Genomic DNA, 14,515 nt, shown 5'->3' on the forward strand with positions numbered 1-14,515 from the left:
CTAATTGGTTTCCATGCTCATTTCTTTACATTATCTTAACCTCACTTTTAATCAAGACTCCAAGCAACCCCATTATTTTCACCTCATGAAAGAAACCAGGAGAGAATTCCTCAAAAAATCAGCTCTATTGACTGGAGCAGCAGGAATGTGGCAAATACTACCAACTTCCATTGAGAAAGCTTTAGCGATCAGCCCGGACCCGGGAACCACTTTTGAAGATGCCGAGCATGTAGTCATGCTGATGCAGGAAAACCGATCTTTTGACCATTGTTTTGGAACCCTTCGTGGGGTAAGAGGATATAATGACCCAAGGGCGATTTCCATTCCTCAGAAATTCCCTGTTTGGATGCAACCTGACAAAGATGGAAACCGATTTGCTCCTTTTAGACTGGATATTCAGGCCACCAAAGCTACTTGGATGAGGGATATTCCTCACTCTTGGGAAAACCAGGTTGACGCAAGAAATAAGGGGAAATATGATGGCTGGATTGAGGCGAAAAGACCCGGAAGAGAAGAGTTTAAAAAAGTCCCATTAACGATGGGCTATTATACCCGACAAGACATTCCTTTTTACTATGCTTTTGCAGATGCCTTCACGGTTTTTGATCAGCATTTCTGCGCTGCACTCACAGGTACCACTACCAACAGAAGTTATTTCTGGACTGGAAAAACACATGGCGAACCCGGCGACAAAGCCAAGGTAAGAAATGGCGAAGTAAATTATGAGCATGAAGCAAGCTGGAAAACTTTCCCTGAAAGACTGGAAGAATTAGGTATCTCCTGGAAAGTCTACCAAAACGAAATCAGCTTACCTTCTTTGGTGGAAAACTCCTCCTTACTTGCCAATTTCACTGATAACAACCTTGAATGGTTCTCTAATTTCCATGTCAAATTCAGCCCTGGATTCTACGAATACCTAGAATATCAAAAACCGATATTGGAAAAGGAAATTGCAGACTTTGAACAGCACGGTATACCTCAGGATGCTGGAGCAGATTTCTTGAAGAAAATTGAAGAAAAGAGAGCTCAACTGGCAATAGCCAAAGAGTATTTGGTGACCTATAGCCCAAGCAATTTTGAAAAGCTAAGCGACTTTGAGAAAAACCTTCATCGCAAAGCATTTGCAAGAAATTCTGGTGATCCAAATTTCCAAAAAATAGAAAAAATCAAATACACTGAAAATGGTGAGGAGCGAGAAGTAGAAGTTCCAAAAGGAGATATTTTATATCAATTCAGAAAGGATGTCAATGAAGGAAATCTTCCTGCTGTGACTTGGTTGGTTGCTCCTCAAAAATTCTCCGATCACCCAAGTGCGCCTTGGTATGGAGCCTGGTTTGTATCTGAAGCTTTAGACATTTTAACCAAAAACCCAGAGGTATGGAAAAAGACCATTTTCATCCTGAATTATGATGAAAATGACGGCTATTTTGATCACCAGCCTCCTTTCGTAGTTCCTGATCCAAAAAATCCAGCCGAAGGATTGATCTCCAAAGGAATCGAAACAGATGGGGAATACGTGTACAGCGAAGACGAAAAAGCTTCAGGATTCGATGATGAAGATTGTAGAACCAGTCCTGTAGGATTGGGGTTCAGAGTTCCTTTGATCGTAGCTTCCCCTTGGACTCGAGGCGGATATGTCAATTCACAGGTATCCGACATTACTTCCACCATTCAGTTTCTGGAAAATTTCCTCAGTAAAAAGACAGGGAAAACCGTCAAAGAAAGTAATATTTCTGATTGGAGAAGGATGGTTTCTGGAGACCTCACTTCTGCCTTTAGGCCTTATAACGGAGAGCCATTGGAAAAACTTGAGCCAGTGGATCGAAATGAATGGATGACTCGAATCCACAAAGCCCAGTTTATGGATTTGCCTGATAATTTCAAGACTTTCTCCCCTTCTGAAGCTCCTGATTGGGATGAAGAAAAACTTAAAAAAGAAGGGATCTTACCTAGTCAGGAAAAGGGTTCTCGTCCTTCCAATCCATTGAATTATGATTTGAGAGTGACTGGAGATTTTGACTCGGCAAAACAGGTCATCACCATGACTTTCGAAGCCTCCAAAGAGATTTTTGGGGAGGATGCCTGGGGAGTACCAGTTCAGGTTTATGCTCCCGGCAAATTCAAAAGTGCTGATTCAGACCAATGGGAAGAGGCTAGAAACTGGAATTTTGCTGTGAAAGCTGGCGATACTCTTACCTATGAATGGCCTCTGGCTGATTTTGAAAATGGAGATTATCATTTGAGAGTATATGGGCCGAATGGTTTCTACCGAGAGCTAAAAGGCAGCGGAAAATCCGGTTCTGCCAAGATGATGTTGACACCAGGATTTGATTCTTCTGGAAAAACCCGGACAGCAAAACTGACCACTGATATCCAAGGAAATGCACCTATTCAGGTAAAGGAAAATGCCTATAGAAAAGATGAGGCTGGAACGAAAATCAATCCAAGAAAACAGGAAACAGCTCTTGACTTCGAATCTTCGAAAGGCTGGTATGATTTGACTGTCAAAGGCCCTGGCTTTGAATGGACCTTTGCCGGAAGAGTTGAAAATGGAGAAGAAAGTATTTCGGATCCATTGATATCGTAAGGTTGTCGATAGACCATAGTCCATAGTCGATAGAAAGAATTGCCTTCTTCGTCATCGCGAGAGAAACGACGCGATCTCATTTTAATAATAAAGGCTTCGGCTCCCTGCCTTTGGCAGGCAGGCACTCAGCCTGACAAAAAAAGACCCTGCTTATCGATTTAAGCAGGGCCTTTTTCTTTACCTAATCTTCAAAGTCGAAACATAATAATCCGGATCAACCTGTACTTCCAAAGGAGCACCAACCTCTAGTTTCTTCCATTCTACAGTCGGATGTAAGCGAACATTATTTTCACCCAAACTAATATCAATCGGAATATTGAAAGATGGAATACAGTTGTTCCAACGATAGTTCAAGGTGTTATCCTCCGAGAAATAATACTCAAAAGTCGGGATGCTAGTTTCTCTCAAATACTGATCAAAGAAAGGCTTCAAGTCCATTCCAATCTGATGAGAAATATAGCCCTCTACTTGTTGGGTAGTCACCGTTTGATGATAAAACTCCTTATTCAAACCTCTCAAAATCTCCCTCCATTTTTCATCGTTATAGAGGATCTGTCGAAGAGTATTCAGCATGTTTCCTCCTTTGTAATACATGTCCCCAGAACCACTTCTATTGACTCCATAAATCCCGATGATTGGACTTTGGTTGAGGATATTTGCTCTGGTTCCTCTTACATATTCCTGACCTGCTTTTTTCCCATAGAAATAATCCAAAAACAAGCTTTCGGAGTAATTGGTGAAGCTTTCGTGTATCCACATATCCGCAACATCCTTGTAGGTGATGTTATTGGCAAACCACTCATGACCGGACTCATGGATGATGATGAAATCGAATTTCATTCCCCAACCTGTTCCACTCAAATCTCTTCCCAGATATCCATTTGCAAACTTATTTCCATAGGTCACTGAGCTCTGATGTTCCATTCCCAAATAAGGGACTTCTACTAGTTTGAATCCATCTTCATAAAATGGATATGGCCCAAACCAATGCTCGAAAGCCTCCATCATTCGAGGAGCATCCTTAAACTGACTTTTGGCTTTTTCAAGATTGTCCCGAAGCACATAATAATCCATGGAAAGAGCGCCTTTCTCTCCAGCAAATTCCTCTGAGAAATGCACATAGTCTCCGATACTGATATTGACTCCATAGCCATTGATCGGATTGTCCACAAACCAATCATAAGTAGTGGTTGACTTGCTTTCCTTTACATTGATCAGGCGACCATTGGACACATCCATCAGGCCTTTAGGAACGGTTACTGAAATCAACATACTGTCTACCTCATCTGCAGGATGATCTTTGCTTGGCCACCAGATACTAGAACCTATCCCCTGATTGGAGTTAGCAATAAAATCTTTTCCATTCGCATCTTTTTGCCAGGTAATCCCTCCATCCCAAGGCGGACGAACAGCTACTTTAGGCTTTCCTTCAAAAGAAATCAGCACTTCATTAATCTCCCCTGCTTTCTGTTCCTTTCTCAAAGTGATGAAATGTGCAGCTCCAACTTTTTCCACCTTCAAAGGCTCTCCGTTTTGGCTTGCTGCAGTGATTTTCATTGGCTCCTGCAAATCGATTTGAAGGGTCTCACCTGGCTTCTCTACTTGGTAACGAACCAAATTGGTTCCTTTGAGGGATTGGGTTTCCGGAAAAACCTCCACAGATAAATGGTAATAATTCAGATCCCACCATGCCCTCGCAGGAGTGACACTTCCTCTCAAAGTATCTGCAAAAGTGATAGGCCTCTGGGCAAATGCTGTAACTGATCCCAAAAGAGCAATGGTGGCTGTTACAACAGTTATTTTAAATCCTTTAAACATATGCTATTCTCTATTCTCTATTCTCTATTCTCTATTCTCTATTCTCTAATTATTTATTTTCAATCTTCACAGTCTTTCCACCCGGAGGAACATTCTTTCTCAAATATTCGGTGTATAGCTTAGACAAGTGAGCATTCGTTCCTTCCCCTTCGGAAATGGAATGGGAACGGTTAGGATATGGCATGAATTGGAACAACTTGCCATGCTTGATCAACTCATTGACCAACATCTCAGCATTATTGTAATGCACATTATCATCACCGGTACCATGGATGTATAAAAGGTTTCCTTCCAGGTTTTTGGCATGGGTAATCGGAGAACCAGCGATAAAGTCTTCTGGGTTTTCCTGAGGCAATCCCATGTAACGCTCCTGATAAATATTATCGTATGTCATTTGGTTCGCAACAGCGGCGATAGAAATACCGGTTTTATAGATTTCAGGATATTGGAACATCAAGTTCAAGGTAGCGGAACCACCTCCGGACCAACCCCAAACCCCTACTCTTTCGGGATCCACAAAATCCCAAGCAACAATCTGCTTGGCTGCTTCCGCCTGATCAGAGATATTTAAGCGACCGATTTTTCTGTAGATACTTTTTCTCCAAGCTCTACCCTTCGGTGCTGGAGTTCCTCTATTATCCAAACTGATATAGATATAGCCATCTTGAGCCATATCTCCTGTATATAATCTGTTTCTTCCCACTCCATAGGTATCCTTCACATTGGCTCCCCAAGGCTCTGTATAGACAAAGAAAACAACCGGGTAAATCTGCTTCGGATCAAAATTGGAAGGCTTCACCATCCATCCGTCCATCTCGGTCCCGTCTGCCAAAGTGACTTTGAAAAACTCCACATTTGAATCCACTTGGTTGGAAGCCATATTCGCATCAATGCCCTTTTCTTTATCCAAAGGTTGATGCTTTGGCAAGGAAATCCATTCCACCATTGGCTTGACAGTATGGCTTTGAAACTGGTGCATGGCCAATGTTCCGCTTGGAGAAATGGTATAATTGTGAGTTCCTACCTGATTGGCTGGACTCACTCTTTCTACCTCACCTTTTCCATCTAATTTGGTTCTGAAAAGATACTTCTGAGTAGCATTTTCTGGAGTCGCATGGAAATAAACCACATTCTTCTTTTCATCGAAATGCACCAAATTCATCACATCGAAATCACCTTTGGTAATCAGAGTTTCTTTTCCGTCTAATCCGATTCTGTAGAGATGTCTCCATCCGTCTTTATCAGATAACCATAGGAATTCCTTATTATCATTGAGCCACTTAAACTCATGTCTGTAGGTCAAAGAGTAGACATTTTCCCAGGTAGAAAGTACATCAATCCAAGCCTCATCCTGTTCCTCAGAGATCAATTCGACAGCATTATCTACGACATCTACTCCGAAAATTTTGCTATGATTTTGCTTTCGATTCAACTGCTGAACTAATAGAAAATCATCAGAATTCCACTCCATTCTTGGCAAATAATGTTGCTGAGGATCACCAGGAATGGCCAACCAAGTCAAATTTTGATTGGCTAGTTCTATTACTCCAATTCTTGCTGGAGAAGGTGATTCTCCTACGGTTGGATATTCTACCGGAATCACCTCAGAATACACTGAATCCGTAAAATTGATCATGTCATAATCCTTGATCTTCTCGGCATCCAATTGCCAGAAAGAGATCCTTTTTCCGTCAGGACTCCATTGGAAACCGTCTCTACAGGCAAATTCCTCTTCATAAGCCCAGTCAAAAGTTCCATTGATCAATTTTCTGGTTCCATCGGTAGTCAAGGCAGTGATTTCACCAGAATTCAAATCCTCTACATACAAATTAAATTCGCTGACATAGGCTACTTTTTCAGCATCGGGAGAAAGCTTCGCAAAACGTAAGGAAGACTCTGGGAGTCCCTTTCCTACTTGTTGAAGTTTTTTGGAATTCAGATCCAAAACCCAGTAATCACCTTGGGTATCCAATCTCCAAACTCTTTTGGTGTTGGTATATATGAGGACTTTTTTACCATCCTCAGAAAAAGTGAAATCTCGAACAGCCAATGGAGACTCACCTGCTGGAGTCAACAACTCAGCTGGTATAACCAATGTCTCAGACTCGTCCATGATATTTTGCTGGACAATTCCGCTTTTGTTTGATTGATAAAAGGACTCTCCATCGGGAGCCCATTTAAAGGATTGGGCAAAGCTGCTTTGGGAAACAATGGCCCAAAAGCAAACTAGTACTAATTGGATTAGAAATCGGGTATTTTTCATCCCAGAAAATTACTAGAAAAATATTATTCCTTCAGCCAGAATGGGATAAAGCTCTTGTATGGGATGTTATTTTATATAAAAAGAGGATATGAGGTGGTAAAATGAAAAAATCTAGTTCAAACCACAATCCTTGAAACAGATAAAAAAACTAATTCTTCATTGTTAAACCCTTTTTAATATCTCATTCAAGGTACTTTTTAAAGACAAAAAGTACCCAATCCTCGATAAGCATCGGGATCTTTTAAGGTTCTTTTATTTTTAAAATCTTGTTAATATTTCAACTCTTGTGGTGCGGTGGGAGGATTTGGCAGCGGGGAGTGCGTAGGATTTGTGCGGCTGAAGCTTTGCCAAATCTTGATCTTTTAGTCCTTTTGTATCAAGACAAAAGGACATTTAACTATAAAAGGTAGAAAAATTAAATCCCGATTAAAGAAAAATTTAACCGGGATTCTAAAACTTCAAATTTTATCTAAACATCAATAAATCACCTTCCAAAATCATCCTGAAGACGAACAATATCGTCCTCATCAGATGGCTTAGAAGCATCGGTATGTTGCCAGATTTCTGCAACCATCCCCCAATCTTCCATTCCAATCAACCTATGTCTCTCGCCTTGCTGCAACTTGATCTTGTCCCCTTTCTCCAACACCTTGACCTCAGATTCCACATCTGTCAAACTAGTCGCAACTGATACTTCCCCATCAATACATCTCCAGATTTCAGCCCTGCGGAAGTGATACTGCCAGCTCAACCTTTTCTCAGGAGCTACCAATAAAATCTTAGGGCTTAGCTTCTCAGATATTTTTAGGCTTTCAAAATCCTCCTCCGGGAAGAACTCTTTGGCAAAATCTGCCGCCTGAGCTTCATTCAAAACCAAGAATCCACCCCATGGGCGTTCTCTGTCCTGCTTAACGATCTCAAAACCAAGATCTCCCATTAATTTCTCTGCTTTCGCAAAAACTTCTTCTTTTGTTCTCATGGTGGTTTTCATAAAAATTGGCGCTGCTAAGGTAATTTATCTTCCTTTTTTTCACTCTGAATTTTACATAAAAAGTCGGGCCAATATTTTGAAGATCGAGTTCCAACAATCAGAAAATGGAGGAATTTTGATTGGAAATCAATCAAGCTATCCCTAGCTTTTCATCTGAATTGAAAATCTCCATGAACTCATCAACCCTTTCCGATAAAGGCTTTACGGCCACCCAAACTCCAGCAAGAGTAGATATGAAAATCTATTTCGAAGCTCTGGAAAATTTGTACCATCCTACTGACAATCCAAGCGGTGCCTTACCGATGAATGTGGCCGAAAATCACCTGTGCTGGGAAATGCTGCGAGAAAGAATCCAAAAAGTCACTCGGGAAAATGATATTCCAGAATGGGTTGCCAGCTATACCGATCCTTCGGGTGCGCCTTCGTTTCGGGAGGCTACCGCCGGTTTTCTCTCCAAATTTCTATTCAAGGTTCCGGTAGTTCCAGAAAGCATCGCTTTTTCAAGTGGGGCAACATCCGTCATCGAGATGACTGCTTTTCTTTTGGCAAATCCGGGAGACACAGCTGTGATTCCAGCGCCAAGTTATCCAGTTTATACCGGAGACATCGGAGTAGTTCCTAGTGTCAAAAGGTACGATCTGCAAACACATACTGAGATTTCTGAACTCAAAAATGGAGTTCCGATTTCTCTGGATCAGTTGGAAAAAGCCAAAACAGACATAGAAGGGGCTGGAAGTAAATTTAAAATCCTCATTCTGACTTCTCCAGACAATCCGACTGGGGCAATCTATTCAGAAAAGCAACTGAGAGAAATAGCTGATTGGTGCATCCAAAATGAAGTGCATTTGATCGTGAATGAAATCTATGGGCTTTCTCAAATTGACATTACCCATCCAGAACTCAAAGGTGATTATTCCAATCCGATTGAATTTGTTTCTTTTGGAAATTTGATGTCTGAGTACAAAAGTCCATTTCTTCATTTTTGGTATTCTTTCTCCAAAGATTTAGGGATTTCAGGTTTTCGAATTGGCTTGGTTCATTCCCATAATCAAGAGTTTCTGGATGCTTATAGAAATGCAGGCATGGGCCATTCCATTTCCAATTTCACACAATGGGTCATGCAGGAAGTGATGGCTGATCATGCCTTCCTAGAATCTTATTTCAGGGCCTATCCAAAGGAACTCACCCAATCCTATTTGATCGTGATTCGAGCATTGAGAGAAATGGGGATTGATTACAGTCCTTCGTATGGAAGCTTGTTTGTGTGGATGGATATTTCCAGATTCTTGACGGAGAAAACAGAAAAAGGAGAAGAAGAAATCTGGCTTGATATCTATGAGAAAACTGGAATCCTAATTACTCCTGCTAATGGCTTTGGACATAAAATAAGAGGCTTATTCCGAATGGTGATCACTGGAATGAATCATGAAACACTACAGGTAGCCATGAATCGATTGAAAGACTATTTTAGTCAAAAATAACCCACTCCAAGATGAAAAAACTAGCTATCCTTTTCTTCACTTTTTCATTACTAATTCATGTAAAAGCCCAAGACTTTCAAAAGGTACTGGATCAGGAATTGAATTCTAAAATCCCTGGAATTTTGGTAAGTATTGCATCTGGAGACAATCAACTTACCTGGTCGGGAGCAGCGGGTTTGGACCTGATCGAACCGGCAGATACCTTGGAAGCTGATCAAACCTTCCGAATTGCCAGCGTCACCAAAACCTATGTGGCGGCCAGCATACTTCGACTGATGGAATTGGGGGTTTTGGATTTGGAGGATCCAATTTCCAAACATCTAGCTCCGGAATACACGGCCATTCTTTCTCAGGATTATGACTTGGATCAAATTACGATCAGGCAGACCTTAAGACATTCAGCGGGCTTTTTTGACCATACCCATGCCCCTGAATTCTTTGACATCATCCTCAAAACTCCGGATCACGAATGGACCCGAACAGAGCAGTTTCAGATGTGTGTCGACAAAGGAGAACCCATCGGTCCTCCTGGACAGCAGTTTAGCTATTCGGATACTGGCTATGTGATTTTGGGAGATATTATAGAAAAGTATACCGGAAAAAATCTGGATGGCGGGATCAAAGAACTCCTCAATTTGGAAGGGTTGGGATTGGAGAGAACAGACTTCGAACGAAAGGATTCTAAGACGGATGAAAAGCGAATTCACCAATATTTTCAGGGTATGGACACCTATGAGTTCAGCCCGACTATGGATTATTATGGAGGTGGCGGATTCCTTTCTACCACCGAGGAACTGGTAGATTTCTTTCAGGCATTATTTCAGGGGAAAATCTTCAAAAATCCAGAGACATTGGACATTATGTTGGAACCAGTGACTTATGAGAAAAAATCCAATATGGATTATCAAATGGGGATGTATAAGGTAAAAATTGAAGGAATGGATGCTTTTACACATTCGGGTTTTTGGGGAACGCAGGTGGTTTATATTCCAGAAAAAGATCTCTACATGGCGGCAAACTATTCCAGTATCTGGAGAGGAAGTGCGGTCGCACCCGTTTTTGGAAAAATCGTGAAGGAGTTGGAGAAAGGGTATTAGATTTCCCACGGATCAACACAGAAAAGAAACTTATATTCTCTGATTCTTTTTTATTTCAGCGGAGCTGTATTTCTAATCTATTTCGCGAAGCGTATTTCTTTGAATTAAATGAATCAACTCAACTTTTAAAACGCCTCCCAACGGACATTTCACTGTCCGAAAAAGAACAATCCAATCCTTAAAATCAGCCTTTACAAGCTTCAAACCCAGATGGCATTGAGATTGAGATTAATTGAATATGCTAAACTTCTTACTCTGGTTGATTCTATTGGTCCTATGCTGGCCAATCGCCATCCTCGCCATCATTCTTTATCCTATCGTTTGGTTGCTCCTGTTGCCATTTAGACTCTTGGGGTTTGCCATTGATCTATCCTTCGACCTGATCAAAAACATCCTGATGCTGCCTTTTAACATCTTAAAAAAAGCCTAGAGTAATAAGTTTGAGATTTGAAAATTCAGATTTGAGATTTTAGAACCGACCACCAAGAATCAAGATTGGAGAATAAAGGATTATGAGAGTAAGAGACTGGAAATTAAGAGATTGTAGATTCTAGATTTGAAATTTTTGGAACCATAAAAATCTCATCAAGGATTCTAACCCTGAAGGGGTTTAACATGAATAGCCCTACCAAAGGCAGGCAGGCCTGGGCTTTAGCCCGGGGTAGACAAAAAAATTTCCTCCTCCCCTCGACCACCAGATTTATTGGGGACAATAAAACATATTTCCGAGGAGGTAAAGGGGAATAAAATTGGAATACCTCAATCATAAGATAAGCTTATATTGTATTATCGGTTTCAAATCCTTCCAAAATGAGCTTTCTCAAAACCAAACTCCTCCCAATACTTTTAGCGACCATCTGGATCAGTATTTCAGAGTTTTTTCGAAATGAAATCCTTCTCAAAGAGCATTGGGTTTCACATTACCAAGAGCTTGGTCTCACCTTTCCCTCCGACCCCATCAATGGCGCTATTTGGGGTTTATGGTCCTTATTTTTTGCAATAGGAATCTTTATCATTTCTAGAAAATTCACCCTTATCCAAACCACTCTTCTCTCCTGGTGGATGGGATTTATTCTGATGTGGGTGGTAACAGGAAATATGGCAGTTCTACCTTTTAGTATTTTACCTTTTGCCGTTCCTTTAAGTTTTTTAGAGGCTTTTGTGGCTTCTTGGATTATGGTGAAAATGGCTAAAAAACCAGTCAACTAAACCAGTTCCACTTATAAAAATACCCAGTACAGGGTATAAAAATTCTTTAGAATTTACTTTTCTTGGGATAATCGGAATTGTCAAAACGAATGAGAGGTTCAAAAGAACTCTAATTTGATCCGATCAAAGCAATTTCCCAGTTCAGACATCATGATCCAATTCTTTCGAAAAATTAGACAAAATCTACTCCCCGAAAACAAATTCGGGAAATATCTAACCTATGCAATAGGAGAAATTATTCTTGTAGTTATTGGTATTCTAATAGCCCTACAAATTAATAACTGGAACATCAGCAAAAGTAATCTAATAGAATCTAATGCATTTGTAGCTCGACTAAAAGCCGAAGTAAAAAGTAATATAGCTTTTACCCAGGAGGAGATTGATAAAAAAGAAAGCCAAAGGAGCAGTTCTTTAGCTATTTTAAAAATGTTTGATAAAGATATTACCAAACTTTCTTCCAAGACATTGGATAGCCTAATCATCATAACTATGGCAAATGGCAACATGGAGTTTAAAAATGGAACCTTAAACGAAGGACTGAATACTGGAAAGGTCGCTCTTATTAAATCCGATTCCTTAAAGACACTTTTATACGGCTTGCCATCTCTAGTCGAAGAGGTTAGAACTGGAGAAAAATACATGAACGAAGACCTTAACCAATATTTTTATCCCTTCATATATGAGCATATCAGTTTCAGACAGATGGACTATGAGCATAGTGAACATGGAGAATTAATCGGACCTTCAAAATTTAGTAACCATAACAATTTAAGTGTACTGAATATTTTAAAGTTTGAAAGCTTAATAGACAATATATTCTATAACTCAAATGTACAAATCGGCAACTACCATAGACTTAAAAATGAGTTAGAAAACCTCTATGAATTAATCGAGGAATATGACTAAAATAATGAAAGCGCAACAATGGCTTCTATGAATAATCAATTCCCAAAGTTTTATCAATCATACTGAATCCTTTAATTATTTTTTCATCGAAAGCAATGCGAGGAGCGAAATAATCTCAAAAACAGAGACTTCCAACTAAAGACACCCAGTACAGGGTATATAAATCTTTCAAAAAAGGCTTTTCTTAGGGCATCGGATTTTTCAAAACGAGTAACTCGGATTTTTTGAGGGTATAGATTTTTTGGGAAATCACAGGGATTTGAATCGAATCTATGCGTTTGCATTCAAAAATAAAGATGAATACAAACCTGTATATATCCTCCCAAATCCAAGGGGATAAATACGGGAATGCTGAATTAATAAATGAGTTGCCATTAATATGAATAAAATGCTAGTCAAAATATTAATCCTGATTCCAATACTGGGTTTTTCACAGAATTGGACCATTCCGACAATTGATTGGCAAGGAGAAACGGCAACTAAAAACACCTACGTGGACTTGCTAAAGTTAAAAGACCGAAATTCACTAATAATAAGAATAGCTTATTCATCATACTGGACAAAAGGACAGAATTCGGAATTTATTGTTTACCAAAATGACGGAAAAGTATTAAGGTTCAATGTCTTTCAACCGAATTCGACAGAATTGAAAACAAAAATTAAAAGGAAAAGAATTAGTAAAAAAGAATATGAACAATATTGGAATCACCTAAACGATATCGTTCAAGGAGATAAGTATCTAATTGATAAGTCTAAACTTAATATCACAGAAAAAAAAGGAGAAGAACTAGGGACAATAAAAACGGTGAGTGTTTCTGATGGGGCCAATTACAGCTTTTCGATGTGCCAAGGAAAGAATTATATAGCCTATGGAAGCTATTCACCAATAACATTCATAGAAAGAGAATTCCCTGGTTGGCAAGAAAGACAAAAACTTGTTGACTTAATGAACGGATTTGTAGAACTAACAGAAAGATACTAGTGGCAACAAAGCATATAGCTAATGACACCTGAAGAATTTAAGCAAAAATGGATTTCACTTGAGAACAATCTCAATCCGATAAGTTCTGAAAAACTGGATGGACTTGGTTTATCTGCAAAAACCATCCACTTTTTAGTACGTTCAGGCTTGCCTGATAGTGTTGCTCCATTTCTTTCATTTTCGAATGACTCTGAGGACTTATCCAATGGAATTCAAAAACTTAATAAGGTTTATGACATTCTGGATCCAGAATTTGAAAAATACGTTTTTATTGGTTCCTGTGGTGACGGCGACCCAATTGTTGTAAATACTCAAATGGACGACCAAATTGAGTTTTTGGACCATGAAAATTATTTCTCGTCCGGATTTTTCAATTCAGACATTTCTGGCCTTGCCAAAAGTTTGCTCGCTTATAGAAACTTTATTGACATGATTCTAGAGGAAAATGGGCAGGATGCTTATCTAGATTCCGTCTTTACAGACGAGCAGTTTGAAAAACTAAAAAATGAAATTTTACTTGCCGATACTAGGGCTATGGAAAATGATTCCTTTTGGTTTACTCAATTGAAAATGGACTTGGATTTACGTGAAATCGCAAAAAAGGAAAAATAAAAGCCAGTGCAACAAAACCAATACACTATACCCTTCAGGACACTGTGAATAGCAAACCCGTTAAACCTACCCTCCCCAATATGACCAACCCAAAATCCATCTCCCCTTTCTGGCTATATACACTATTGGCACTAGCAGCATTGCTTGGGGTTTTGGCGTTGAATATTTCTTCTTTTCTATTGAAGTCAGGGACTGCGATGATTGGGATTTATGAAATTTAATTTTTTGAAAAACTCAAAATCTTGATGATCGAAATTGGGTATTGAAAAAGAAATAATCCCGATCTTCATTCTGAAATTTTCATATTTGAATGAATCATCTTGATTTCGCTACTTTTATCTTTTACCACTATTTCAGCAAAGGGAAAACCCAATCAATTGCATACGAAAAGTCAATAGTGGCGATAATGATTCTAGTTTATTTGAATGTATTGACATTGACAATATTTCTGGAAATTGACCTACTCCCAAAGAATTATGATCTATTTGGAACAGGAATGAAATACCTTCTTTCCTCCGCATTTGTTATATTTTTTTACTTTGGATTCACTCTTATGCTTCCGAAAAAAA

The 14,515-nt window shown here is 39.5% G+C and carries 12 protein-coding genes; 9 read left to right on the forward strand and 3 right to left on the reverse strand.

All coding sequences use genetic code 11. The features are described 5' to 3' along the window. Positions 1-85 precede the first annotated feature (85 nt). Positions 86-2,587: a phosphocholine-specific phospholipase C gene (locus BUF13_RS12485; protein ID WP_073572132.1), complete on the forward strand. Its 2,502-nt coding sequence runs from the start codon at positions 86-88 to the stop codon at positions 2,585-2,587. 177 nt (positions 2,588-2,764) lie between these two features. On the opposite strand, the gene BUF13_RS12490 is transcribed toward BUF13_RS12485, so the two are convergent. The 3 genes from BUF13_RS12490 to BUF13_RS12500 form a co-directional block, all read right to left on the reverse strand. Then, positions 2,765-4,405 (reverse strand): M1 family metallopeptidase, encoded by a 1,641-nt coding sequence (locus BUF13_RS12490; RefSeq protein WP_073572133.1) that lies wholly within the window; start codon positions 4,403-4,405, stop codon positions 2,765-2,767. Positions 4,406-4,454: 49 nt separating this feature from the next. After that, a complete protein-coding gene (locus BUF13_RS12495) occupies positions 4,455-6,668 on the reverse strand; it encodes a S9 family peptidase (RefSeq protein ID WP_073572134.1) in 2,214 nt (737 codons plus the stop codon). 484 nt (positions 6,669-7,152) lie between these two features. Beyond that, a complete protein-coding gene (locus BUF13_RS12500) occupies positions 7,153-7,647 on the reverse strand; it encodes a cupin domain-containing protein (RefSeq protein ID WP_073572135.1) in 495 nt (164 codons plus the stop codon). Positions 7,648-7,829: 182 nt separating this feature from the next. On the opposite strand from BUF13_RS12500, the gene BUF13_RS12505 reads away from it, so the two are divergent. The 8 genes from BUF13_RS12505 to BUF13_RS20645 all read left to right on the forward strand — a co-directional run bounded on the left by BUF13_RS12505 (position 7,830) and on the right by BUF13_RS20645 (position 14,167). Continuing rightward, positions 7,830-9,140, forward strand: a complete 1,311-nt coding sequence (locus BUF13_RS12505; RefSeq protein ID WP_073572461.1) for an aminotransferase class I/II-fold pyridoxal phosphate-dependent enzyme — start codon at positions 7,830-7,832, stop codon at positions 9,138-9,140. 11 nt (positions 9,141-9,151) lie between these two features. Then, entirely contained in the window at positions 9,152-10,237 is a 1,086-nt protein-coding gene (locus tag BUF13_RS12510) for a serine hydrolase domain-containing protein (protein ID WP_073572136.1), read from the forward strand. A gap of 238 nt (positions 10,238-10,475) precedes the next feature. Next, complete coding sequence (locus BUF13_RS20755) at positions 10,476-10,667, forward strand: hypothetical protein (RefSeq protein WP_073572137.1); 192 nt, start codon at positions 10,476-10,478, stop codon at positions 10,665-10,667. 380 nt (positions 10,668-11,047) lie between these two features. Continuing rightward, positions 11,048-11,446, forward strand: a complete 399-nt coding sequence (locus BUF13_RS12520; RefSeq protein WP_073572138.1) for a hypothetical protein — start codon at positions 11,048-11,050, stop codon at positions 11,444-11,446. 150 nt (positions 11,447-11,596) lie between these two features. After that, positions 11,597-12,352: a DUF6090 family protein gene (locus BUF13_RS12525; RefSeq protein ID WP_073572139.1), complete on the forward strand. Its 756-nt coding sequence runs from the start codon at positions 11,597-11,599 to the stop codon at positions 12,350-12,352. Positions 12,353-12,740: 388 nt separating this feature from the next. Next, positions 12,741-13,334, forward strand: coding sequence for a hypothetical protein (locus tag BUF13_RS12530; RefSeq protein ID WP_134204458.1), 594 nt, complete (start codon positions 12,741-12,743; stop codon positions 13,332-13,334). Between the two features lie 21 nt (positions 13,335-13,355). Next, positions 13,356-13,946, forward strand: coding sequence for an SUKH-4 family immunity protein (locus BUF13_RS12535; protein WP_073572141.1), 591 nt, complete (start codon positions 13,356-13,358; stop codon positions 13,944-13,946). Positions 13,947-14,026: 80 nt separating this feature from the next. Then, positions 14,027-14,167 carry a hypothetical protein gene (locus BUF13_RS20645; RefSeq protein ID WP_166669831.1) on the forward strand — a complete coding sequence of 47 codons (141 nt, stop codon included), beginning with the start codon at positions 14,027-14,029 and terminating at the stop codon, positions 14,165-14,167. Positions 14,168-14,515: the final 348 nt, after the last annotated feature.

This window comes from Algoriphagus zhangzhouensis, assembly GCF_900148515.1.
Lineage (GTDB): Bacteria > Bacteroidota > Bacteroidia > Cytophagales > Cyclobacteriaceae > Algoriphagus > Algoriphagus zhangzhouensis.

Bases quoted from the DNA above. Each gene is read 5' to 3' on its own strand.
- BUF13_RS12485 (WP_073572132.1), top strand. From the start codon at position 86: ATGAAAGAAACCAGGAGAGAATTCCTCAAAAAATCAGCTCTATTGACT.
- BUF13_RS12490 (WP_073572133.1), bottom strand. From the start codon at position 4,405: ATGTTTAAAGGATTTAAAATAACTGTTGTAACAGCCACCATTGCTCTT.
- BUF13_RS12495 (WP_073572134.1), bottom strand. From the start codon at position 6,668: ATGAAAAATACCCGATTTCTAATCCAATTAGTACTAGTTTGCTTTTGG.
- BUF13_RS12500 (WP_073572135.1), bottom strand. From the start codon at position 7,647: ATGAGAACAAAAGAAGAAGTTTTTGCGAAAGCAGAGAAATTAATGGGA.
- BUF13_RS12505 (WP_073572461.1), top strand. From the start codon at position 7,830: ATGAACTCATCAACCCTTTCCGATAAAGGCTTTACGGCCACCCAAACT.
- BUF13_RS12510 (WP_073572136.1), top strand. From the start codon at position 9,152: ATGAAAAAACTAGCTATCCTTTTCTTCACTTTTTCATTACTAATTCAT.
- BUF13_RS20755 (WP_073572137.1), top strand. From the start codon at position 10,476: ATGCTAAACTTCTTACTCTGGTTGATTCTATTGGTCCTATGCTGGCCA.
- BUF13_RS12520 (WP_073572138.1), top strand. From the start codon at position 11,048: ATGAGCTTTCTCAAAACCAAACTCCTCCCAATACTTTTAGCGACCATC.
- BUF13_RS12525 (WP_073572139.1), top strand. From the start codon at position 11,597: ATGATCCAATTCTTTCGAAAAATTAGACAAAATCTACTCCCCGAAAAC.
- BUF13_RS12530 (WP_134204458.1), top strand. From the start codon at position 12,741: ATGCTAGTCAAAATATTAATCCTGATTCCAATACTGGGTTTTTCACAG.
- BUF13_RS12535 (WP_073572141.1), top strand. From the start codon at position 13,356: ATGACACCTGAAGAATTTAAGCAAAAATGGATTTCACTTGAGAACAAT.
- BUF13_RS20645 (WP_166669831.1), top strand. From the start codon at position 14,027: ATGACCAACCCAAAATCCATCTCCCCTTTCTGGCTATATACACTATTG.